Origin of the sequence: Erythrobacter tepidarius (genome assembly GCF_002155695.1) — a bacterium.
Classification (GTDB): domain Bacteria; phylum Pseudomonadota; class Alphaproteobacteria; order Sphingomonadales; family Sphingomonadaceae; genus Erythrobacter; species Erythrobacter tepidarius.
The window spans coordinates 63,980-84,286 of the sequence record NZ_MUYJ01000004.1; the positions used below are offsets into that span (position 1 = coordinate 63,980).

Genomic DNA, 20,307 nt, shown 5'->3' on the forward strand with positions numbered 1-20,307 from the left:
ATGCCTTCTCAGCGCCTTTCTCCCGACCAGATCGACCTGCCTGCCGGGTGGATTCCCGCGCTCGTCCGAGGGGCCAAGGGCAAGTGCCCGCGCTGCGGTCAAGCCGCGCTGTTCGCCAAGTGGCTCAAGCCTGTCGATCGCTGTCCGCATTGCAAGCAGGACTGGGCGGTTCAGCAGGCCGATGACTTCCCGGCCTATATCGGCATCTTCGTGGTCGGCCACCTGCTCGCGCCGGTGGTGATCGCGATGATTTCCGGCGGCATTTCGCCATGGCTGACACTCGCGGTCATGCTGCCGGTCGCGGTGGTGATGCTGATTGCGATGCTCCAGCCGACCAAGGGCGCGGTGATCGGCTTCCTGTGGTGGCACGGCGTCGGCGCCTTCCGGCAAGAGCGCCGGCCGCCGGACGACCAGCGATGAGCCTATCGGCTGCCAGGCTCGACCGCTTTGCCCGCCATATCGTCCTGCCCGAAGTCGGCGGGGCGGGACAGGTGAAGCTTGGCGAATCGCACGTGGCGGTGATCGGGCTCGGCGGGATCGGCTCGCCGGCGCTGCAATATCTCGCCGCCAGCGGGATCGGACGACTGACGCTGGTCGATGATGATGTGGTCGACGTCTCGAACCTCCAGCGCCAGACGATCTTCACCACCCGCGATGTCGGCCATGGCAAGGCGGTTTCAGCGCGGCGCTGGCTCGCGAATTTCGATGATGGCTTGCAGATCGAAGTGTCCGATGCACGCATCACGCCCGAAAATGCTGCGGGCCTGATCGCCGGCGCGGATCTGGTGCTCGACGGGACCGACAATTTTGCCACCCGCCTCGCCGTCTCGGACGCCTGTGTTGCGGCGGGCATTCCGCTCATGTCGGCGGCGGTCGGGCGCTTTCAGGGACAGGTGGCGGCCTTCGCCGGGCACTTGCCAGGCGAAGCCTGCTACCGCTGCTTCGTCGGTGATGCCTTCGACGCCGAAGACTGCGATACCTGCGCCGATGAGGGAATGCTCGGCGCGATGGCCGGGTGGGTGGGCACCTTTGCCGCGCTGCAAGCAGTCAAGGTGCTGCTGGCCGGCACTGCGGCGCTGGGCGATCCAGCCTGGGGCAAGCTCCACATCCTCGACGGCCTCGCACCCGCAATGCGCACGATCCGCATTGCGAAGGACCCAGGCTGCACGGCCTGCGGCTCAGCCGCCTAGCACCTCCTCTACCCATTGCGGCACCAGCACGCTCGCCGGGCCGTGGCGGGATTCGTCGAACAAGTGGCTGCCCTCGCTCGGCTCGAGATTGAGTTCGAGGCAGCGCGCGCCGTTCGCCCGGGCCTCCTGCACGAAACCTGCCGCAGGATAGACCGCGCCTGACGTTCCGATCGAAACGAACAGGTCGCAGGCCTCAAGCGCCTGATAGATGCGTCCCATCTGGTAGGGCATCTCGCCGAACCACACGACGTCGGGCCGCAAGGTCGGCGCGCGGCAGGCGGGGCACGGCGGGCGGTCGATCAGGGGGCCAAACCACGGGGAGCGCGTCTCGCAGGACGTGCACAGCGCGCTCTTCAATTCGCCATGCATGTGCAGCACGCGGGCCGATCCGCCGCGCTCGTGCAGGTCATCGACGTTCTGCGTGACGAGCAGCAGCTCGCCGGAAAACTCCCGCTCCAGCCGCGCCAGCGCCATGTGCGCCGGATTGGGCACGACATTGGCGAGCGCGGCGCGACGCATATCGTAGAAGTTGAGCACCAGATCGGGGTTCCGGGCAAAACCCTCGGGCGTGGCGACATCCTCGACCCGGTGCTGCTCCCACAGCCCCCCGGCGCTGCGAAAGGTATCGATCCCGCTTTCGGCGGAAATCCCCGCGCCGGTGAGGATGACGATGCGTTTAATCTCTGCCATGAGGCCTTCAAGCATGGAGCATAGAGGCACGCAATGGCGCAGCTGCAATTTGGAGTGATTGGGCACAAGGGTCGAATGGGTCAAGCGCTGGAAGTGGCGATTGCCGACGCGAGCCATGCGCTGTTCGCGGGGGTCGATGCCGGCGGGAGCATAGGCCCATTTGCCTCGCAGTGCGACGTGCTGGTCGATTTCTCCGCGCCCGATGCGCTGGCGGCGAACCTCGGCGCGGCAAGGGTGGCGGGCAAGCCGATCGTGATCGGCACCACCGGGCTGGAGGAGCCGCATTTCGTCATGCTCGCCGAGGCCGCGCGCGCGGTGCCGGTGTTGCAATCGGGCAATTTCTCACTCGGGATCACGCTCATGGCGCATCTGGTGCGCGAGGCGGCAGCACGACTCGGGCCGGACTGGGATATCGAGGTGCTGGAGATGCACCACCGCATGAAGGTCGACGCGCCGAGCGGCACCGCAAAGCTGCTGGGCGAGGCGGCAGCGAAAGGACGCGGGATCGTGCTCGCCGACAATATGGAAAGCGGCCGCCACGGGATGACCGGCGCACGCCGGGAAGGCGCGATCGGCTTTGCCACGCTGCGCGGCGGCACCGTGGCGGGCGAGCATTCGGTGATCTTCGCCGGGAGCGAGGAGCGCCTCACCCTCTCGCACTCGGCCGAGAACCGCATGATCTTCGCCCGCGGCGCGGTGAAGGCAGCGGAATGGCTGGTGGGCAAACCGGCGGGCCGCTACACCATGAACGACGTGCTAGGGCTGTGATCAGCCTGCCATGAACAAAGCCCAGATCTTCGAATTCTTCCGCCGGCTGGCCGAGGACGATCCCGCTCCGCGCACCGAGCTCGCATATGGCAATGCCTATCAGCTGTTGGTGGCCGTCGCCCTGTCGGCGCAGGCGACCGACGTGGGGGTCAACAAGGCCACCCGTGCGCTGTTCGCCAAGGTTCAGACTCCGCAGCAGATGCTCGATCTGGGCGAGGACGGTCTCAAGGAGCACATCAAGACCATCGGCCTGTTCAACTCCAAGGCCAAGAACGTGATGGCCCTGTCGCAGATGCTGGTCGAGGACTATGGCGGCAAGGTGCCGGACACCCGCGAGGAGCTGGTGAAGCTGCCTGGCGTGGGGCGCAAGACCGCCAATGTCGTGCTCAATTGCTGGTTCGGGCAGGAAACCTTCGCGGTCGACACCCATATCTTCCGTGTCTGCAACCGCACCGGCATGGCCAAGGGCAAGACGCCAGAGCAGGTCGAGGCCAAGCTCGAAAAACGCGTGCCCCCGCCCTTTCGCCTGCACGCGCACCACTGGCTGATCCTGCACGGCCGCTATGTCTGCAAGGCGAGGCAAGCCGAATGCTGGCGCTGCAAGGTGATCGATCTGTGCAGCTTCCGCAAGAAGGTGCTGACGTCGCCCAAGGGGCGGAGCAAGCAGCCCGATTAAGCCGCGGTTCAAGCGCGCCAGCAAGAGTGGTAAGTCCACCCGTGGAGGAACCATGCCATGACCATCCGTCTCGATGTCCGTGCCCTGCTCCCCGTTCTGGCCCTGCAGCTTCTGGCGACAGCCTGCACCAGCGAGCGCGAGCGCCCCAGCGATGCCAATCCCACCGCCGGCGCCCCGCCCGTGATCGTCAAGGGCGAGCCGGTGAGCTGCATCAACCGCAGCCAAGTCCGTAACACGGTTGTGCGCAGCGACCGCGTGATCGATTTCGAGATGCAGGGCGGCAAGGTCTATCGCAACACGCTGACCAGCAATTGCCCCGGCCTCGGAATGGACCGCGCGATCACCTACAACACCTCGACCGACCAGCTGTGCACGCCGCAGATCGTCTATGTGCTGCAGAACGTCGGCGGCCAGCCGCGGCAAGGCGCGGGCTGCGGCCTCGGCAAGTTTGTGCCGGTGGAGTACGAGCGCAAGGCCAAGGCCGAAAACTGAGCGGCCTCAACCGTCCTGCTCGAAATTGCTCGGATCCAGCTCCAGCCCCGCACGGCCATCGGCGGCGGTGTGGGCGGGGGCGCGAGGATGCTCGACAAAATCGGGCTCCTCCACCTCCAGCATCCCTTCCCACCGGGTGATCACCGCCGTGGCGACGGCATTGCCGACCACGTTGGTCGCGGTGCGGCCCATGTCGAGGAACTGGTCGATAGCCAGGATGATCGCCACTCCTTCCACCGGCAGACCGAACATCGCCAGCGTGCCGGTGATCACCACGAGGCTGGCGCGCGGCACAGCGGCAATGCCCTTAGACGAGATCATCAGCGTCAGCAGGATCATGATCTGCGTGCCGATGCTGAGGTCGATGCCATAGGCCTGGGCGATGAAAATCGTCGCGAAGCTCATGTACATCATCGAGCCGTCGAGATTGAACGAATAGCCCAGTGGCAGCATGAAGCCCGAAATCCGGCGCGGCACGCCAAAGCGGTCTAGCTGTTCGAACAGCTTGGGCAGCGCAGCTTCCGACGAGGCGGTCGAGAAGGCGATCATCAAGGGCTGGCGGATGTAGCGAATCAGCGCGAAGATGCGCTGCCCAAGGAACAACGCCCCCGCGCTCAGCAGGATGAGCCAAAGCAGGACAAGCGAGAAATAGAACTCGGTCAACAGCGTGAGATAGGTGCCTAGGATCGCCAGACCGCTTGCGGCCACGACGTTGGCAAGCGCGCCGAACACCGCGATCGGTGCATAGCGCATGACATAGCCGGTGACTTGCAGCATCATCTCCGCCAGCGCGTCGGCACCCTTGACCAGCGCCTGCCCGCGCTCGCCGATTGCCGAAAGCGCCACCCCGGCAAAGATCGAGAAGACGAGGATTTGCAGGATGTTGTTGGTCGCCAGCGCCTCGACCGCGTTCTTGGGGAAGATCGAGAGAATGAAGTCGGTCGCTTTCAGCTCCTTGACCTCACCGACCGCGGCGGTGGCGGCAGCGACATCGGGGATCGGCGCACCGATGCCGGGCTGGAACAGGTTGACCATCAACAGGCCGAGACCGATCGACACCAGGCTGGCGGTGATGAACCAGATCAACGCCCGCACACCGATACGCCCCAGCGCCGCGCTGTCGCCCATGTGGGCGATACCGACAACGATGGTCGACAGCACCAGCGGAGCGACCAGCATCTTGATAAGGTTAAGGAAGATGTCCGAAAGCAGCTTGAACCAGGGCGCGATCGAACCCTTGATCACCGCCGCATCCACTGTCTGGTTGAGCACCTGACCGACCACCACGCCGAGCACCATGCCGAGCAGGATGTAGAAGGTAAGCTTGCGATCCATGGTGTCTTGTCTCTCCCGGAATGTGGTTGGCGTTACGCCGCGGCTGCGTCCAGCGCCAGCGCCTGCGCAGCGATGCGGGCATAGATCCGCGCCAGCACGGCGAGATCGGGAATGGCGACGGCCTCGTCGCGCTTGTGCATGGTCGCGTTGCACAGGCCGAATTCGATCACCGGGCACAGCGCGCGCAGGAAGCGTGCGTCGGATGTGCCCCCGGTAGTGCTGAGTTCGGGCACCAGCCCGGTCTCGGCTTGGATTGCCGCGCTCACCAGCGCCGAAAAGGCGCCCGGCTCGGTCAGGAAGGGTTCGCCCGAGATCACCGGGCGCGCCGTGCCGCCATGCCTTGCGGCGATCGCCATAACCCGTTCGGACAGGCTTTTGCCAGTATGCAGATCGTTGAAGCGGATCGAGATGCGCGCCTCGCCTTTTGCAGGGATGACATTGTGCGCCTTGTTGCCGACATTGATGTCGGTGATCTCGAGGTTCGAGGGCTGGAACCACGCGGTGCCGGTATCGAGCGTGAGCGCATCGAGTTCGGCGAGGATTGCCACCAGCCGCGGCAGCGGATTGTCGGCGAGGTGCGGATAGGCGACGTGGCCCTGCGTGCCTTCGACCGTGATGAAGATGTTGACCGAGCCGCGCCGCCCAATCTTCACCATATCGCCGAGCCGGTTGACCGAGGTTGGCTCACCCACGAGGCACAGGTCGGGCCGGATGCCTTCTGCCGCCATGTAATCGATCAGTGCGCGGGTGCCGTGGAGCGCGGGGCCTTCCTCGTCGCCGGTGATGATGAAGCTGATGGTGCCCGCTTGCTGCGGCACTTCGGCGACAGCGGCGACCATCGCCGCGATCGCGCCCTTCATGTCGACCGCGCCGCGCCCGTGCAGCAATTGCCCTCGCACTTGCGGCGCGAACGGATCGCTCGCCCAGCCCTCGCCCGGCGGGACGACATCGAGGTGGCCGGCAAAGGCGAAATGGCTTGAACCTTCAGGCCCATGGCGGATGGCAAAGAGATTTTCGACCGGGGCCTGTTCGGACCCGTCCGGCCCCTCCCCGCGCGTGAAGCGATGGACCGCAAAGCCGAGCGGCACCAGCATCGCCTCGAGCGCGGCAAACACCGCGCCTCGGGCGGGGGTCACCGAGGGAGCGGCAATCAGGCGCTTGGCAAGATCGAGTACGTCGCTCATCCTGCGGGGCCTAGCAGGAGTTGCCGAGAATGCCCAAGCTCGATCTTGACGCGATCCCCCAGACCAATGCCACCGGCTACCCACCGCCCTTCGATGCGATGGTGGAGGGCCGCTGGTATCGCCGCCTGGCGCCGGCTGCGGGGCTGACGCTGATGGGGGCAAGCCATGTGACGCTCGCGCCCGGCGGCTATTCCTCGCAGCGCCACTGGCACCGCGGGCAGGACGAGCTGGTGGTGATGATCGCGGGCGAGGCGGTGCTGATCGACGATCATGGGGAGACTCCGGTTGGCCCCGGCGACGTGCTCGCCTTCCCGGCCGGAGAGGCCAACGGCCATCATCTGCACAACCGCTCGGACAGCCCCTGCGTCTTCGTCGCCATCAGCGCAGGCGGGCGCGAGGCCGACAGCGGGGTCTATTCCGATATCGACATGGTGTTCGATGCCCAAGGCTATGCCCGCAAGGACGGCACCCGATACGACGCGCGCCGCGCCCCCTGACCGAACCCGGAAGCGCCGTCGCCGGAGGCCGCCTCGCGCTGCTGCCGCCCACGGTGATCGCGGCGGTCTGGCGGTGGGCATGGTCACCTCGCTCACCTGGCGGCACCGGGCCAGCAGCAGCGCCAGCAACGCGCTGCCGTCACCGCCAGCTTCACCGCACCAGCTCGAACTGTTCGATCACCCATTGCTCTTCTTCGGCCGCGCCAATCCATTCGCGCATCCATTCGTGCCCGGTGATCGCTTCCATATAGGCCTGCGCGAAGCCGGGAACCCCGATCCCGTAGGTCACGAAACGTGTCACGACCGGGGCATAGAAGATGTCCGCCGCCCCGAAGGTGCCGAACAGATAGGGCCCGCTGCGGCCATGGCGCGCGCGGGCTTCGGCCCACAGGGTGAGGATGCGCAAGATATCGTGCTTGGTCTGCTCGGACAGGCCCGCCAGCGCGGTCCGGCGGCGGATGTTCATCGGCAGTTCCTTGCGCAAGGACTGGTAGGACGAATGCATCTCGGCCACCATTGCCCGGGCCATGGCGCGCGCGGTGTCATCCTTGGGCCAGAACCGCTCGCGCCCGACCTTGTCGGCAAGATATTCCATGATCGCGAGGCTATCCCACACCACCGCCTCGCCGTCCCACAGGATCGGCACCTTGCCGCTGGACGGCTGGACCTCGCCCATGTCGTGCTTCAGCCGGTCCCACTCCTCGCCCATGATCGGCACGGTCAGTTCCTCGAAGTGCAGCCCCGACTGCTTGACCGCCAGCCAGCCGCGCAGCGACCAGCTCGAATAGTTCTTGTTGCCGATGATGATCTTCATTGCGCCGCGTGCTCCACCTTGCCGGGCCGGTTTTGCGCCTCCCCCTAAGCGTTCATCCCTGAGCTGTCGATGCTGAACGGGGAGACAATTGAGACACTGTCCTGAAACGGAAACCGGGCCAGCGCGCAGTCGGTCAACTTCGGCTTCGAATTGCGCGCGGCGCATCGGTCTGGCCATGGCGCGCAGGACGTTGCCGGTGAGGTAGCGGCGCATGGGCGCAAGGCTGGCAGGCTGGATGGCCGTAGGAAAACCCTTTCCTGCCGATGCACCTGCACGCTATTTCGGGCCGCATGTCGCTGCCCCGGTTTCACCTTGCCTTTCCCGTTGACGATCTCGCCGCAGCGCGCGCCTTCTATGGCGAGGTGCTGGGCTGCGCGGAAGGGCGATCGAGCGATGAATGGGTCGATTTCGACTTCCACGGCCACCAGATCGTCGCCCACCTCGCGCCGGGTCAGGCGGGCGACCGTGCCAGCAACCATGTCGACGGCCACGGCGTGCCGGTGCCGCATTTCGGGCTGGTGCTGTCGATGGCGGAATGGGAAGCGCTGGCCGAGCGCCTGCGCGCGGCGGGCACGCCCTTCGTGATCGCGCCGACGATCCGCTTCAAGGGCGAGCCGGGCGAACAGGCAACGATGTTCCTACGTGATCCCTCGGGCAATGCGCTCGAGTTCAAGGCCTTCGCCGACATCGGCAAGCTGTTCGCCAAGTAATCCGCGGCGCGGGGCACGCGGCAAAATTGCGAGTTGCCGCATCCGGTTCACTGCGCCAGCCTCGCGGGTCTGCCGCGGGGAGAGCTGCCGGAACATGAACGGGCCGTTTGTCTATGTCCTGATCGTCAGCGCGCTGGCGCTGCTGGCCTATTATTTCACCCTGCTGATGGCGGGCCTGGCGCGCGTCAAGTTCAAGATACCCGCGCCTTCGCATGACGGGCCGGAGGACTATCTGCGCCAGGTCCGCGCACACCAGAATACGCTAGAGCATCTGGTGCTGTTTCTGCCGGGGATGTGGCTCTTCGCCTATGCGGTAAGCCCATTGTGGGCGGCGGCGATCGGCTGCATCTGGCCGCCGATGCGGGTGCTCTATGCGCTGGGCTATCGCAAGGCCGCCGAGAAACGCCTGCTGCCGCTCTATATCTCGATGCCGCCGATCTATATCTTCGTGCTCGGTTCGCTGATCGGGGGGATCATCAAACTGGTGGAAGGAGCCTGAGGCATGGCCGATTATGATTGGGTCATCCGCCGCGGCACGATTGCCGATGGCACCGGGGGCGATCTGATCGAGGGTGACCTTGCCATCGCCGACGGGCGGATCGCCGCCATCGGGCAGGTTTCGGGCAAGGGGCGCGAGGAAATCGACGCGAAGGGGCGCATCCTTACCCCCGGCTTCATCGATGTCCACACCCATTACGATGGCCAGTGCATCTGGGCCGAGGAACTCGCGCCCTCCTCCTCGCATGGGGTTACCACCGCGGTGATGGGCAATTGCGGGGTGGGCTTTGCCCCCTGCCGCCAGGCCGATCACGACATGCTGATTAATGTCATGGAAGGGGTTGAGGACATTCCCGGCGTGGTGATGGCCGAGGGGCTGGACTGGGACTGGGAGACCTTCCCCGAATATCTCGACAAGGTCGCCGCCGGCAAGCGCGACATCGATGTCGCCGCCTACCTGCCGCACTCGCCCTTGCGGGTCTATGCCATGGGTGAACGCGGCGCAGCGCGCGAAGTGGCAAGCGAGGACGATCTCGCGCTGATGCGCCGTCTCGCCGCCGAAGCCATACGCGCTGGCGCGATCGGATTTGCCACTTCGCGGCTGAGCATCCACAAGACCGCCGACGGCGATGCGATCCCGACCTTCGATACCGACATCGCCGAGCTGGAAGCCATCACCCGCGGCATGGCCGATGCCGGGGCGGGGACGTTTCAGGTGGTGCTCGATGCCTTTGTCGGGTGGGACAAGGAATACGAGGTAATCGAGCGGGTGATCGCCGCCAGCGGACGCCCGGCGACCTTTACCCTCGCCTCGGGCAATGACGCGCCGCCGCGCTGGCGGCGGGTGCTGGAGATGCTGGAGCGCACCAATGCCGGTGGCAGGGTCGCGACCGCGCAGGTCATGCCGCGCCCGATCGGGCTGATTGCGGGACTGGAGCTGACGGTGCATCCCTTCGTGCTGTGCCCGAGCTGGCAGAAGATCGCCCACCTTTCGATTCCCGAACAGGTCGCCGCGATGCGCGATCCGGCGCTGCGCGCGGCGCTGCTTGCCGAAGATTTCACCCCCGGCCATCCCTTCAACGAATTGGCGCGCAACTGGCGCTGGCTGTTCCCGCTCGACGATCCGCCCGACTATGCCCCGCCCGCACACATGAGCATGGCAGGGCAAGCGGCGGCGCGCGGCTGCACCCCGCAGGAGGTGGCCTATGACCGCATTCTCGCCACCGAGGGGCGCGGGCTGTTCCTCGCCGCGCTTGGCAATTACGAGAACGCGACGCTCGAATCGGCCCATGAAATGCTGCGGCACCCGCATTGCGTGCCCGGCCTGGGCGATGGCGGGGCGCATTATGGGGCGATCTGCGATGCAAGCTATTCGACCTATCTGCTGACCCAGTTCGTCAAGGGTGAAGGCCCGCTGAGGCTGGGACTGGCCGAGGCGGTGCATATGCTGGGGCAGAAGGCCGCGCGGGCGGTGGGCCTCGATGATCGCGGGACACTCATGGTTGGCGGACGGGCCGATCTCAACGTCATCGACCTCGATGCCCTGACCCTGCACCTGCCCGAAGTGGTTCGCGATCTGCCCGCGGGCGGCCGCCGTTTGCACCAGCGCGCCACCGGCTATGTCGCAACCTTCGTCGCGGGCCAAATGATCCGCCGCTGCGATGAAAGCAGCGGCGCGCGCCCGGGCCAGCTGATCCGCGGCGCGGGTTACCGGGCGGCGGCTTGAGAGGCTCCTTCAGGGGCCGCAGGATCGAGGTGAGGTCTCGTTAACGCACGGGACGTAGGATCGCACCCATGCTCAAGTCCCGCATTCTCGCTGTGCTTGCCGCCACGGTCAGCATCCCGGCGCAGGCCAACATCATCGCCGGGCCAGCCAGCGTCATCGATGGCGATACGCTCGACATGACCGGAACGCGTATCCGGCTGTTCGGAATCGACGCGCCGGAAAGCGCGCAGTCCTGCACCCGCGAAGGCCAACCCTGGGCCTGCGGAGAGGAAGCGACAGCCAACTTGCGCGAGATCGTCGCTTCGCAGCAACTCGATTGCCGAGCGCTTGGCACCGACGCCTACGGGCGGACGCTGGCAATGTGCAGGACGCCGGTGTTCGATGTGGGCCAAGAGATGGTGCGGCGCGGAATGGCCGTGGCCAGCCGTGATGCGCCGGCTGAATACGAAGCGGCCACCCAAATCGCGCAGCGGATGCGCTTCGGTCTGTGGCGCGGCGAATTCCAGCGGCCGGACGAATGGCGCGCCGCCAATCCGCAGGCCACGGCGCCCTTGGCGCAGGCCGAATTCCGGATCGCGTCGCCGCGCGTGGCGCCATCCCGCCCTGCGCCCGAGCGGCGCTACACCAATGCCTTCGGCTGCGCGATCAAGGGCAACCACAGTCGCCATGGCGATTTCATCTACCACCTGCCGGGGCAGCGCTATTACGACGAAACCCGTCCCGAGGCGCTGTTCTGCACCGAGCGCGAGGCGCAGGCCGCAGGCTTCCGCCGCGCGAAGGAGTAGCCGCTAGCCCATCCACCCCTCGCCGAGCGCGTCGTCCAGCACCGCGGCGCGCAGGCGCGCGATGCCCATGCCCTTCTCGGCGCTGGTCTGGTGGATTTCGGGGTGCGCGGCGACGTGCTGGCGCGCTTCGGCAGCGGTCTTTTCCGTTACCGCCGCCAGTTCGCTCGCCTTGATCTTGTCGGTCTTAGTCAGGACGATGCGGTAGCCGACCGCGGCTTGATCGAGCATCGACATCATCTCCCGATCGACTTGCTTGAGACCGTGGCGACTGTCGACCAGCACCAGCGTGCGGGCCAGCACCGGCCGCCCACGCAGGTAGGAATTGACCAGCGCCTTCCACTTCTCGACCACCTTGACCGGGGCCTTGGCAAAGCCATAGCCGGGCATGTCGACCAGCCGGAACAACGGCAATGCGCCCTCCTGCCTCGGCCGGCCCACGTCGAAGAAATTCAATTCCTGCGTGCGCCCCGGCGTCACCGAGGCGCGCGCGATCGCCTTGCGCCCCGTAAGCGCGTTGAGCAGCGAGGACTTGCCGACGTTAGAGCGCCCGCAAAAGGCGATTTCCGGCACCAGCGGATCGGGCAGGAACTTCAGTTGCGGCACGGACAGCAGGAAGTCGACCGGGCCGGAAAACAGCTTCGCTGCCGCTTCCTCGCACCTTGCCTGATCGTCCGGATCGTTCACCGGCCTAGCCCTGAGTCTTCTTGCGCCCGGCGTCCTCTTTTTCCTTGGCTGCCGCCGCCTTCAGTTGCGGGTGCTTGGAATAGAGATAGCTTTGCTGCGCCAGCGTCAGGATGTTCGAGGTGACCCAGTAGAGCAGCAGGCCCGCAGCAAAGGGCGCCATCACGAACATCAGGATCCACGGCATGATCGCGAAGACCTGCTGCTGCACCGGATCCATCGCCGCCGGGTTGAGCTTGAAGGTCAGCCACATGGTGATCCCCAGCAGCACCGCGAGCGGCCCGATCGCGAGGAAGCCGGCTGGCACATCGTAGGGCAGCAGCCCGAACAGGTTGAGGATATGCGCCGGGTCAGGAGCCGAAAGGTCCTTGATCCACAGCACGAAGGGTTCGTGCCGCATCTCGATGGCGAGCACCAGCACCTTGTAGAGCGCAAAGAAGATCGGGATTTGCAGCACGAGCGGCAAACACCCGGCCAGCGGATTCACCTTCTCTTCCTTGTAGAGCTTCATGATTTCCTGCTGCTGGCGCTGCCTGTCATCCTTGAAGCGCTCCTGGATTTCCTTCATCCGCGGCTGCACCGCGCGCATCGCCGCCATGCTGGCGAATTGCTTCTGCGCGATCGGGAACATCAGCCCGCGCACGATCACCGTCATCAGGATGATCGCCACGCCGAAATTGCCGACCAGGCCGTTCAATGTGCGCAGCAGCCACAAGAACGGCTTTTCGAAGAACCAGAACCAGCCCCAGGTGATCGCACGGCCGAACTGCGCGATGCCGCTGTCCTCGTAGGAGTCGAGCAGTGTGCTTTCCTTGGCTCCGGCAAACAGGCGGGTCGACCGGGTGAGCGACTTGCCCGCAGGCACCGTCGCCGCCTCATAGAGCACATCAGCGCGGAACAGCTTGTCGCCAACCGCGCGGAATTCCGCACTCGCCACGCCCTTGCCGGGCACCAAGGCGGAAAACCAGTATTGATCGGTAAAGCCGAGCCAGTCGGCCTTGCCCTCGATCTTGTAGAGCTTGTCCTCGCTCAGATCGATGCAGGTGCTCAGCAGGGTCCAGCCGCATTCGTAGCCGACATCGTAATTGGCCACCGCGTCGGCGGCAAAGACCGGGCCGGAATGGGCGATCCACTGGCTCAGGCTGGCATTGGCGCTGGTGCGCTTGATCAGCGCGAAGGGCTGGATGATTGCCGCCGCCGCGCCGGCATTGGTGGCGCTCTGGGTAGCGGTGATCATGAAGTTCTCGTCGACCGCAAAGCGGATGCGGTAGGTGATCCCGGCTGCATCGGTGCGGGTCAGGGTGACGGGGGTTTCGGGGGTGAGACGCTGGCCGTCCGCCTGCCACAGCGCATTGGCGGGCTGACGCACGCCGCCGGTGAGGAAACCGAATTCGGCAAAATACTGTTCCGGGGTTCCCTCGGGCGCAAGCAGGCGCACCGGCCCCGAATCCTTCTTCACCGTCTGGCGGTAATCCTTGAGCACCACGTCATCGATCCGCGCGCCGAGGAGATTGATCGAACCGGCAAGGCGCGGGGTGTCGATCACGACACGGCCACCGCTGGCCAGCGCGGTTTTGAGATCGACCTTGCCCGTCGCCGCGACATCCGCGCCAAGACCGGCAGCGGGAGCAGCGCTGGCATCGGCACGGGCAGCTGCGGCCGTCCGCGCAGGCGGCGGCGTCGCGGCCTCGGGATAGAAATACCGCATGCCGATGTCCCAGCCGAGGATGAGCAGGCCCGAAAGCACCACGGCGAGCAGAAGATTGCGATTGTCCAAGATTTTACCCCGAGAGAATGCGACGAGAAGTGTATTATTGGCGTAAAACGGCGCCGTTTAAACCCTGCGTTTCGGCCCTAGGGAACCGGATCATGGCCATGACCGCCCCACGGGTGGCAGCGCATTAGCCGCTTGAACGCCATCCATCCACCCTTGAACGCACCATACTTGCCGATTGCCTGGATCGCATATTCGCTGCACGAGGGCGCATAGCGGCAGGTGGGTGGTATCAGGCGCGAGGGGCCGATCTGCCAGAACCGAGCGATCAGGATCAGGAGGTGCTTCATCGCTGGCAATTCCCCTTGCGCGGACGGCGTCCGCCAGGCGAATCCCCTCGCCCCTGCCGCGCCCGTTCGAGCGCATCGCCCAGCTCCTTGGCCATCAGGCGGAAATCCCGCTCGATCCCGCCCACTCGTCCGATCAGCACGTGATCGTGATCGGCCAGGCCCTGCACCGGCAGCGCGGCGCGCAGCAGCGCACGAAACCGGCGCTTCATGCGGTTGCGCACCACGGCCTTGCCAATCTTCCGGCTAACGGTGATCCCGTAGCGGATGCCCTGCCCGCCATTGGGCCGGGTCAGCAACACGAAGCCGGGTCGCGCATTGCGCAGACCCGCATTGGCCGCAAGAAAATCCGCGCGCTTGGTAAGAACCGAAATCACAGGGGTCACCATATGACAAACGGGCTCCCGAAGGGAGCCCGCAAGGGCGACTGCCCGTCGCGGCCTATGCTGCGAAAGCCAAGCGGGCCGGATGACCCGCGCCCCGCGCCTGAGCGCGCCAGAAAATTACGCGCAGAGCTTCTTGCGGCCGCGGGCGCGGCGGGCGCGCAGCACCTTCCGACCACCCGGGGTCGCCTTGCGGGCAAAGAAGCCGTGGCGACGGGCACGCACGAGATTGCTGGGCTGGAACGTACGCTTCATATCATCCTCGAAAACTGGGCCGGCAAAGCGGCAGAGCGCGGCCACAAGGGCAGCGCAGATCAGGCCGCGGCGCTTATGGGAAAGCCTGGCCAGAGTCAAGCAGAGCCAGCGGCTGGGGAATCGCCCCGTCAACCAGGCCGAGATTGGCATAGGCAAGGTGCGGAAGGGCGTATGGGCGCACCCCGGCGAGCGCCAGCACCAGCGCGGCCCGGGCGGACATGCCCGTCAGGCCCGTCGCTGGCGGCGCGGCCAGCAGCGCCGGCGCGGGCAGGGCCAGCGCAGAGCGGCTGCGCGGCGCCGTATCGATCCCGGCCGCGGGCGCGATCCAGCGCGTCATCTCGGCGCCGCGCAGCCAAAGGGCACCGTGATGCGGAACCGAATTGGTCATCGCATAGAACGCCCGCGCTTGTTCGCGGCTCATGCCCATTTCGGCGTAGTAGTCGAGATAGAGCCGGTTCTCCGGCGCGTCAGGAGCGAAGTCGGACGGCTCGCGCCCCATCGCATCGCGCCACGAATGCACCGCGAACAGTGCGCCCGGATCCATGCTGCGGCGGGTTCCTGCAAGGAACAGCTCGACCGCGCCAGAGCGCGCCGAGCCGCCAGCGGGGACATGGGTGGCAAGGCCGGCAGCGCGGATCATCCGCCCGAGTCGGAGATTGGCGATGTCGTTGCTGGTGCCCGGTGCGTCACGGAACTCGAGCACCCTGAGGCCCGGATAGGCGGCGAGCATCGCCTGGAAGGCGGCCGGGCTGGCCGCATCGGTGCCGGCGACCAGCGCCGCGCGCTCCTCGTCAAGCACGCGGAACGGGCCGAATCGCGCAATCCCGCCGTCAGCGCCCGATCCGCGCAGGGGTGCAGCGATGAAGCGCATCGGCTCCTCGATCACGATATCGCTGATGGTGGTTTCGCCGGCCCGCGAGAAGGTGGCGGCGCTGCGCTGGGCGGCGGGACCAAGCATGGCCGGGCTATCCCCGACCCGCACCCAGGCCTGGGTGACGGGATCCCATTCCTCGACCCAACTGGTGGTCGCCACCACCCGCGCTCCGGCCTCGGCATGGATCTGCGCCAGCGCCGGCGTTGCGGGCAGCAGCAGCGCAAGAGCAGCAAGCAGGAGAGCGAGAGCGCGGTCCATGCCCGCCACAATCGCCGCGCATGCCTTCCGAAATCGCCAAGAATTATGCTTTAGAAAACCCTGAACACCCTTCCCAAGGCGCTCGACAAGTCTCTCTAAAAGCTGCACTATCCCCAACAGCACGGGCTAGGGGGCAAAGATGGTCGCGCTGGTGAGAACGGTCGCCTATCTCGGGCTGGAGGCACGCGCCGTCGAGGTGCAGTGCCACATCGGCCCCGGCCTGCCGCGCTTCAATGTCGTCGGCCTGCCCGACAAGGCGGTGAGCGAAAGCCGCGAGCGGGTGCAGGCGGCGCTGGCGGCGATGGGCCTCGCGCTGCCGCCCAAGCGAATCACCGTCAATCTTTCGCCCGCCGATCTTCCCAAGGACGGATCGCATTACGACCTGCCGATCGCGCTGGCGCTGCTGGCCGCGATGGGCGTGACCGATGCCGAGCAGCTGGGCGACTGGATCGCGGTGGGCGAGCTGGCGCTGGATGGCCGGGTGGTCGCCAGTCCTGGCGTGCTGATTGCCGCGCTCCACGCCAGCGCGCAGGGTGCCGGGCTGATCTGCCCCGCCGAACAGGGCCCCGAGGCGCGCTGGGCGAGCGGCGTGCCGGTGCTCGCGCCGCGCGATCTGGTGAGCCTCCTGGGCCATCTCAAGGGCAGCCTCGTCCTGCCCGAACCGCCGCGGGGCAGCGTGGCCGAGGCAGCAGGCGGCAATGATCTGAAGCAGGTCAAGGGGCAGGAGAGCGCCAAGCGCGCGCTGGAGATCGCAGCGGCCGGTGGGCACAATCTGCTGATGGTCGGCCCGCCCGGATCGGGCAAGAGCCTGCTGGCGAGCTGTCTGCCCGGCATCCTGCCCGATCTCACCCCGGCAGAGGCGCTCGAGGTGTCGATGGTGCAGTCGGTCGCGGGGATGCTCGAGGCCGGGCGCATCAGCCGCGCCCGTCCGTTCCGCGCGCCGCACCATTCGGCGAGCATGGCCGCGCTCACCGGCGGTGGGCTGAAGGTGCGCCCGGGGGAGGTCAGCCTCGCGCATCTGGGCGTGCTGTTCCTCGACGAATTGCCCGAATTCCAGCGTCCGGTGCTCGATTCGCTGCGCCAGCCGCTGGAAACCGGGCAGATCGATGTCGCGCGCGCCAATGCCCATGTCACCTTCCCGGCACGCGTTCAGCTGGTCGCGGCGATGAACCCGTGCCGCTGCGGCTATGCCGGCGATCCGGCGCGCAATTGCAACAAGTATCCGCGCTGCATCGGCGAATATCAGGGGCGCCTGTCCGGCCCCTTGCTCGACCGGATCGATCTGCACGTCCATGTCGGGGCGGTGAGCGCATTGGACATGACCTTGCCCCCGCCCGCCGAGGGCAGCGCCGAAGTCGCCGCCCGGGTTGCCGCCGCCCGCGACCGCCAGACCGCGCGCGGCGTGCGCTCCAATGCCGAGCTGGAGGGCGCGAAGCTCGAAACCTTCGCCACTCCCGACGAGGCCGGGCGCAAGCTGCTGATGCAGGCGGCCGAGAAGCTGCGCCTTTCGGCACGCGGCTATACGCGGATGCTGCGGGTGGCGCGCACCATTGCCGATCTTGCCGGGGCCGAGAACGTCGGACGCATCCACATCGCCGAAGCGCTATCCTATCGGCTGATGACAGGTTAAGGCGTGCGGTATGGCCGGTTCCCCCTCCCCCGGCCAATCCAAGGGCGCAGTGGCACTTCCGGACGAACACCCAGCCTTGCTGACCGAGCGGCGCGCGCGGCCGGCCCGAGCGCGTTGGGGCGCCAAGCCCCGCCAGCGCTGGTTCAGCCTCGCCATCGCGCTCGCCATCGAGGGGTTGATCGTGCTGCTGCTGCTGACCCTCGGCGTGACGGTCATGGGCGAGAAGGACGAGGAAGTGAAAGTCCTCACCCGGTTCACCGCGCGGGACTTCACGCCGCCGGCCGAACCCCAGCCGGAACAGCCGGCCGAGGCGCAGCCCGAGGAGAGCACCACGCCACTCGCAGTCCCGCCCGCGGCCGCGCGCCCGCCACCGCGCGATCTGCCCAAGCCCGAGCGACCCAAGCCGCCGATCATCGCCAACCCGACAACCGTCCCACCCCCGCCGCCACCGCCGCCCCAGGCCGAACCAGCCCCGCGCGCCTCGCCCACGATTGCGGCGAGGATCAATCCGAACAGCACCTACGGCCCGGTCGATTCGGGCCCGCCGCGCACCAGCATGGACACCGAGCGCGTCGGCACTGCCCCCAATGGCGAGCCGCTCTATGCCGCGCGCTGGTATCGCGAGCCGACCGATCAGGAGCTGGCGGGTTATCTCTCGACCGCCAGCAGCCCGGGTGTCGCGCTGATCGCCTGCAAGACTGTGGCAGGCTATTATGTCGAGGATTGCACGCTGCTGAGCGAAAGTCCGCAAGGCGCTGGGCTGGGCCGGGCAGTGCTGGCGGCTGCGTGGCAGTTCCGGGTGCGCCCGGCGCGGCTCGGCGGGCGCGAGCAGTTCGGGTCATGGGTGCGGATCAGGATCACCTATTCGCAAAGCCGTGTGTCGCGGTGATTCTCGTGGCAGACCCCCCGCCCCGCCTCCCCGCCCGACCACCACAGAGTGGTACTATTGGGGGCCGGGCGGGGAGGCGGGGCGGGGGGTCTGCCGATTCGCGCAAGCGAATCGCGTATCAGGAACGCAGGTGCTCACGCACCACGGCGATAAAATCCGGCCCCCAGGTTTCCAGCTTCTTCGCCCCCACACCCGCGATCGTGCCGAGTTCAGCCAGCGTTTCGGGACAATGGAGGGCCATGTCCCGCAGGACCGAATCATGGAAGATGACATAGGCGGGAAGCCCATGTTCGGCGGCGAGCGCTCTGCGCTTGGCCCGCAGCGCCTCGAACAGGCTATTGCCGACCGGGTTGGCCGCCGCCTCGCTGCCGCGGGTGCGGCGTTGGCGGAGCGGCGGCTCGGCGATCATCACCGCGGTCTCGCCCTTGAACACGCCCCGCGCCTCCGGCCCCAGCATCAAGCCGCCATGCTCGGTTGCTACCAGCATCCCGCGCGCGACCAGAGTGCGCGCCAGCGGCCGCAGCAGCCGTACCTCATGCGGGACGACGATGCCGAACACCGACAGCCGGTCATGCCCGCGCGCGGCGATTCGCTCGTCGTTCTGGCCGGTCAGCACCTTTTCGATATGGCCGATGCCGAAACTCTGCCCGGTGCGGTAGACCGCCGAGAGCAATTTGCGTGCGAGTTCGCTCGCCTCGACCACGCGGGGCGGATCGAGACAATTATCGCAATTGCCGCAGACATCAGGTGGATGTTCGCCGAAATGGCGGAGCAGGATCGCCCGGCGGCAGATCGAGGCCTCGACCAGCGCCGCCAGCGCATCGAGCCGCGCGTTCTCGGCAGGCAGGCGTTCGGGCTCGAGCTGGCCGAGCCACTGCCTTGCACGGGCGAAATCGGACGCGCCCCAGAACAGGTGCGCCTCGGCCGGATCGCCATCACGGCCCGCACGGCCGGTTTCCTGATAATAAGCCTCGATCGATTTCGGCAGCCCGGCATGGATCACGAAACGCACATCGGGCTTGTCGATGCCCATGCCGAAAGCAATGGTGGCGACCATCACCATGCTTTCCGAAGTGACGAATTCCGCCTGCACCTTGGCCCGGCGATCTGGGTCGAGGCCGGCGTGGTAGAACCCCGCTTGGCGGCCCGTGCGGGCGATGGCGGCGGCGAGATCCTCGGCCTGCTTGCGACTCGGGGCATAGACGATCCCCGCCCCGTTGAGCCGCTGAAGCAGTGCGACGATCTGGCGCGTCCCCGAATCACGCGGGGTGATGGCATAGCGGATATTGGGCCGGTCGAACCCGGCGACGATCAGGCCCCCGAGCGGGATGCCGAGCTGCCGCAGAATGTCCGCGCGGGTCGCCTGATCGGCAGTGGCGGTGAGCGCCAGGCGGGGAACATCGGGAAAGCGGTCGAGCAGCGGGCGCAGCATCCGGTAGTCGGGGCGGAAATCGTGCCCCCATTCGGACACGCAATGCGCCTCGTCGATGGCGAAGAGCGCGATTCGCGTATGTTCCAGCAGGCGTTGAAACCCGGCGGTCGAGGCGCGTTCGGGGGCGACATAGAGCAGATCCAGCGCGCCGTCGCGCAGCGCCTGCGCGGTCACGGCATTGCCGCTGTCGGCTGAGGTCATCGACGCCGCACGGATCCCGGCCGCACTGGCCGAACGGATCTGGTCATGCATCAGCGCGATCAGCGGGGAGATGACGATCGCGGTGCCGGCCCGCGCGAGCGCGGGGATCTGGTAGCACAGGCTCTTGCCCGCCCCGGTCGGCATCAGCGCCAGCGTATGCGCGCCCGCCATCACCCGGGCGATCACCGCCTCTTGCTGGCCGCGAAACGCGGTGTAGCCGAAGGTGCGGCGCAGAATATCGTGGAGTTCGGAACCGAGGGGCGCGTGCATGAGGCGGC

The 20,307-nt window shown here is 66.8% G+C and carries 23 protein-coding genes; 12 read left to right on the plus strand and 11 right to left on the minus strand.

Annotated elements, in window-relative coordinates; genetic code table 11:
• Together BZF61_RS04730 and BZF61_RS04735 are read left to right on the plus strand one after the other, a co-directional pair.
• A complete protein-coding gene (locus BZF61_RS04730) occupies nt 1-420 on the plus strand; it encodes a DUF983 domain-containing protein (protein ID WP_086617489.1) in 420 nt (139 codons plus the stop codon).
• Nucleotides 417-1,190 (plus strand): HesA/MoeB/ThiF family protein, encoded by a 774-nt coding sequence (locus BZF61_RS04735; protein ID WP_086617490.1) that lies wholly within the window; start codon nt 417-419, stop codon nt 1,188-1,190. The genes BZF61_RS04730 and BZF61_RS04735 overlap by 4 nt, the downstream gene beginning before the upstream one ends.
• On the opposite strand, the gene BZF61_RS04740 is transcribed toward BZF61_RS04735, so the two are convergent.
• Nucleotides 1,179-1,880: an NAD-dependent deacylase gene (locus tag BZF61_RS04740; protein ID WP_086617682.1), complete on the minus strand. Its 702-nt coding sequence runs from the start codon at nt 1,878-1,880 to the stop codon at nt 1,179-1,181. The genes BZF61_RS04735 and BZF61_RS04740 overlap by 12 nt on opposite strands.
• 33 nt (nt 1,881-1,913) lie before the next feature.
• On the opposite strand from BZF61_RS04740, the gene dapB reads away from it, so the two are divergent.
• Genes dapB through BZF61_RS04755 form a run of 3 tightly spaced genes read left to right on the plus strand, consistent with a single transcriptional unit; the run spans nt 1,914 to nt 3,816 of the window.
• Nucleotides 1,914-2,648 (plus strand): 4-hydroxy-tetrahydrodipicolinate reductase, encoded by a 735-nt coding sequence (dapB, locus tag BZF61_RS04745; RefSeq protein ID WP_086617491.1) that lies wholly within the window; start codon nt 1,914-1,916, stop codon nt 2,646-2,648.
• 10 nt (nt 2,649-2,658) lie between these two features.
• Entirely contained in the window at nt 2,659-3,324 is a 666-nt protein-coding gene (nth, locus tag BZF61_RS04750; RefSeq protein ID WP_086617492.1) for an endonuclease III, read from the plus strand.
• A 57-nt stretch (nt 3,325-3,381) separates the two neighbouring features.
• The gene (locus BZF61_RS04755; RefSeq protein WP_086617493.1) at nt 3,382-3,816 is read left to right on the plus strand and encodes a hypothetical protein; all 435 of its coding nucleotides are present in this window, start codon (nt 3,382-3,384) and stop codon (nt 3,814-3,816) included.
• Nucleotides 3,817-3,822: 6 nt separating this feature from the next.
• Here the strand turns inward: BZF61_RS04755 and BZF61_RS04760 are convergent, their stop codons facing one another.
• Both BZF61_RS04760 and dapE read right to left on the minus strand, forming a co-directional pair.
• Entirely contained in the window at nt 3,823-5,151 is a 1,329-nt protein-coding gene (locus BZF61_RS04760) for a dicarboxylate/amino acid:cation symporter (RefSeq protein WP_086617494.1), read from the minus strand.
• Nucleotides 5,152-5,183: 32 nt separating this feature from the next.
• Nucleotides 5,184-6,335, minus strand: a complete 1,152-nt coding sequence (dapE, locus tag BZF61_RS04765; RefSeq protein WP_086617495.1) for a succinyl-diaminopimelate desuccinylase — start codon at nt 6,333-6,335, stop codon at nt 5,184-5,186.
• 29 nt (nt 6,336-6,364) lie between these two features.
• Between dapE and BZF61_RS04770 the strand changes: the two genes are divergently transcribed.
• Nucleotides 6,365-6,832, plus strand: a complete 468-nt coding sequence (locus BZF61_RS04770; protein ID WP_086617496.1) for a cupin domain-containing protein — start codon at nt 6,365-6,367, stop codon at nt 6,830-6,832.
• Nucleotides 6,833-6,983: 151 nt separating this feature from the next.
• On the opposite strand, the gene BZF61_RS04775 is transcribed toward BZF61_RS04770, so the two are convergent.
• Nucleotides 6,984-7,646, minus strand: coding sequence for a glutathione S-transferase family protein (locus BZF61_RS04775; RefSeq protein ID WP_086617497.1), 663 nt, complete (start codon nt 7,644-7,646; stop codon nt 6,984-6,986).
• Nucleotides 7,647-7,936: 290 nt separating this feature from the next.
• On the opposite strand from BZF61_RS04775, the gene BZF61_RS04780 reads away from it, so the two are divergent.
• The 4 genes from BZF61_RS04780 to BZF61_RS04795 all read left to right on the plus strand — a co-directional run bounded on the left by BZF61_RS04780 (nt 7,937) and on the right by BZF61_RS04795 (nt 11,365).
• Nucleotides 7,937-8,356: a VOC family protein gene (locus tag BZF61_RS04780; protein WP_086617498.1), complete on the plus strand. Its 420-nt coding sequence runs from the start codon at nt 7,937-7,939 to the stop codon at nt 8,354-8,356.
• A gap of 94 nt (nt 8,357-8,450) precedes the next feature.
• Nucleotides 8,451-8,855, plus strand: a complete 405-nt coding sequence (locus tag BZF61_RS04785) for an MAPEG family protein (protein WP_158094055.1) — start codon at nt 8,451-8,453, stop codon at nt 8,853-8,855.
• A 3-nt stretch (nt 8,856-8,858) separates the two neighbouring features.
• Nucleotides 8,859-10,580 carry an N-acyl-D-amino-acid deacylase family protein gene (locus BZF61_RS04790; protein ID WP_086617500.1) on the plus strand — a complete coding sequence of 574 codons (1,722 nt, stop codon included), beginning with the start codon at nt 8,859-8,861 and terminating at the stop codon, nt 10,578-10,580.
• 68 nt (nt 10,581-10,648) lie between these two features.
• Nucleotides 10,649-11,365, plus strand: a complete 717-nt coding sequence (locus tag BZF61_RS04795; protein WP_086617501.1) for a thermonuclease family protein — start codon at nt 10,649-10,651, stop codon at nt 11,363-11,365.
• 3 nt (nt 11,366-11,368) lie between these two features.
• On the opposite strand, the gene yihA is transcribed toward BZF61_RS04795, so the two are convergent.
• The 6 genes from yihA to BZF61_RS16080 form a co-directional block, all read right to left on the minus strand.
• Nucleotides 11,369-12,049, minus strand: a complete 681-nt coding sequence (gene yihA / locus BZF61_RS04800) for a ribosome biogenesis GTP-binding protein YihA/YsxC (protein ID WP_086617502.1) — start codon at nt 12,047-12,049, stop codon at nt 11,369-11,371.
• A 4-nt stretch (nt 12,050-12,053) separates the two neighbouring features.
• Entirely contained in the window at nt 12,054-13,823 is a 1,770-nt protein-coding gene (gene yidC / locus BZF61_RS04805; protein ID WP_211276717.1) for a membrane protein insertase YidC, read from the minus strand.
• Between the two features lie 77 nt (nt 13,824-13,900).
• Nucleotides 13,901-14,110 (minus strand): membrane protein insertion efficiency factor YidD, encoded by a 210-nt coding sequence (gene yidD, locus BZF61_RS04810; protein WP_086617504.1) that lies wholly within the window; start codon nt 14,108-14,110, stop codon nt 13,901-13,903.
• On the minus strand, nt 14,107-14,496 hold the full coding sequence (rnpA, locus tag BZF61_RS04815) for a ribonuclease P protein component (protein WP_169711943.1): 390 nt from the start codon (nt 14,494-14,496) through the stop codon (nt 14,107-14,109). The genes yidD and rnpA overlap by 4 nt, the downstream gene beginning before the upstream one ends.
• Nucleotides 14,497-14,610: 114 nt before the next feature.
• Complete coding sequence (gene rpmH, locus BZF61_RS04820) at nt 14,611-14,745, minus strand: 50S ribosomal protein L34 (RefSeq protein WP_057884309.1); 135 nt, start codon at nt 14,743-14,745, stop codon at nt 14,611-14,613.
• A gap of 73 nt (nt 14,746-14,818) precedes the next feature.
• The gene (locus tag BZF61_RS16080) at nt 14,819-15,877 is read right to left on the minus strand and encodes a hypothetical protein (RefSeq protein ID WP_086617505.1); all 1,059 of its coding nucleotides are present in this window, start codon (nt 15,875-15,877) and stop codon (nt 14,819-14,821) included.
• 139 nt (nt 15,878-16,016) lie between these two features.
• Here BZF61_RS16080 and BZF61_RS04830 point away from each other — a divergent pair, with 139 nt between their 5' ends.
• Entirely contained in the window at nt 16,017-17,507 is a 1,491-nt protein-coding gene (locus BZF61_RS04830; protein WP_086617506.1) for a YifB family Mg chelatase-like AAA ATPase, read from the plus strand.
• Nucleotides 17,508-17,517: 10 nt separating this feature from the next.
• Nucleotides 17,518-18,396 carry a hypothetical protein gene (locus tag BZF61_RS04835; RefSeq protein ID WP_143736921.1) on the plus strand — a complete coding sequence of 293 codons (879 nt, stop codon included), beginning with the start codon at nt 17,518-17,520 and terminating at the stop codon, nt 18,394-18,396.
• 118 nt (nt 18,397-18,514) lie between these two features.
• Here BZF61_RS04835 and recQ read toward each other — a convergent pair whose 3' ends face one another.
• On the minus strand, nt 18,515-20,299 hold the full coding sequence (gene recQ, locus BZF61_RS04840; RefSeq protein WP_086617508.1) for a DNA helicase RecQ: 1,785 nt from the start codon (nt 20,297-20,299) through the stop codon (nt 18,515-18,517).
• Nucleotides 20,300-20,307: the final 8 nt, after the last annotated feature.

Excerpts from the sequence above, each read along its gene's own strand:
- BZF61_RS04780 (WP_086617498.1), top strand. The coding sequence starts at position 7,937 with ATGTCGCTGCCCCGGTTTCACCTTGCCTTTCCCGTTGACGATCTCGCC.
- BZF61_RS04790 (WP_086617500.1), top strand. The coding sequence starts at position 8,859 with ATGGCCGATTATGATTGGGTCATCCGCCGCGGCACGATTGCCGATGGC.
- BZF61_RS04835 (WP_143736921.1), top strand. The coding sequence starts at position 17,518 with ATGGCCGGTTCCCCCTCCCCCGGCCAATCCAAGGGCGCAGTGGCACTT.
- nth (WP_086617492.1), top strand. The coding sequence starts at position 2,659 with ATGAACAAAGCCCAGATCTTCGAATTCTTCCGCCGGCTGGCCGAGGAC.
- dapB (WP_086617491.1), top strand. The coding sequence starts at position 1,914 with ATGGCGCAGCTGCAATTTGGAGTGATTGGGCACAAGGGTCGAATGGGT.
- BZF61_RS04760 (WP_086617494.1), bottom strand. The coding sequence starts at position 5,151 with ATGGATCGCAAGCTTACCTTCTACATCCTGCTCGGCATGGTGCTCGGC.
- BZF61_RS04755 (WP_086617493.1), top strand. The coding sequence starts at position 3,382 with ATGACCATCCGTCTCGATGTCCGTGCCCTGCTCCCCGTTCTGGCCCTG.
- BZF61_RS04795 (WP_086617501.1), top strand. The coding sequence starts at position 10,649 with ATGCTCAAGTCCCGCATTCTCGCTGTGCTTGCCGCCACGGTCAGCATC.
- BZF61_RS04775 (WP_086617497.1), bottom strand. The coding sequence starts at position 7,646 with ATGAAGATCATCATCGGCAACAAGAACTATTCGAGCTGGTCGCTGCGC.
- BZF61_RS04830 (WP_086617506.1), top strand. The coding sequence starts at position 16,017 with ATGGTCGCGCTGGTGAGAACGGTCGCCTATCTCGGGCTGGAGGCACGC.
- BZF61_RS04785 (WP_158094055.1), top strand. The coding sequence starts at position 8,451 with ATGAACGGGCCGTTTGTCTATGTCCTGATCGTCAGCGCGCTGGCGCTG.
- BZF61_RS16080 (WP_086617505.1), bottom strand. The coding sequence starts at position 15,877 with ATGGACCGCGCTCTCGCTCTCCTGCTTGCTGCTCTTGCGCTGCTGCTG.
- rpmH (WP_057884309.1), bottom strand. The coding sequence starts at position 14,745 with ATGAAGCGTACGTTCCAGCCCAGCAATCTCGTGCGTGCCCGTCGCCAC.
- BZF61_RS04770 (WP_086617496.1), top strand. The coding sequence starts at position 6,365 with ATGCCCAAGCTCGATCTTGACGCGATCCCCCAGACCAATGCCACCGGC.
- BZF61_RS04735 (WP_086617490.1), top strand. The coding sequence starts at position 417 with ATGAGCCTATCGGCTGCCAGGCTCGACCGCTTTGCCCGCCATATCGTC.
- yidD (WP_086617504.1), bottom strand. The coding sequence starts at position 14,110 with ATGAAGCACCTCCTGATCCTGATCGCTCGGTTCTGGCAGATCGGCCCC.
- dapE (WP_086617495.1), bottom strand. The coding sequence starts at position 6,335 with ATGAGCGACGTACTCGATCTTGCCAAGCGCCTGATTGCCGCTCCCTCG.
- BZF61_RS04730 (WP_086617489.1), top strand. The coding sequence starts at position 1 with ATGCCTTCTCAGCGCCTTTCTCCCGACCAGATCGACCTGCCTGCCGGG.
- BZF61_RS04740 (WP_086617682.1), bottom strand. The coding sequence starts at position 1,880 with ATGGCAGAGATTAAACGCATCGTCATCCTCACCGGCGCGGGGATTTCC.
- recQ (WP_086617508.1), bottom strand. The coding sequence starts at position 20,299 with ATGCACGCGCCCCTCGGTTCCGAACTCCACGATATTCTGCGCCGCACC.
- rnpA (WP_169711943.1), bottom strand. The coding sequence starts at position 14,496 with ATGGTGACCCCTGTGATTTCGGTTCTTACCAAGCGCGCGGATTTTCTT.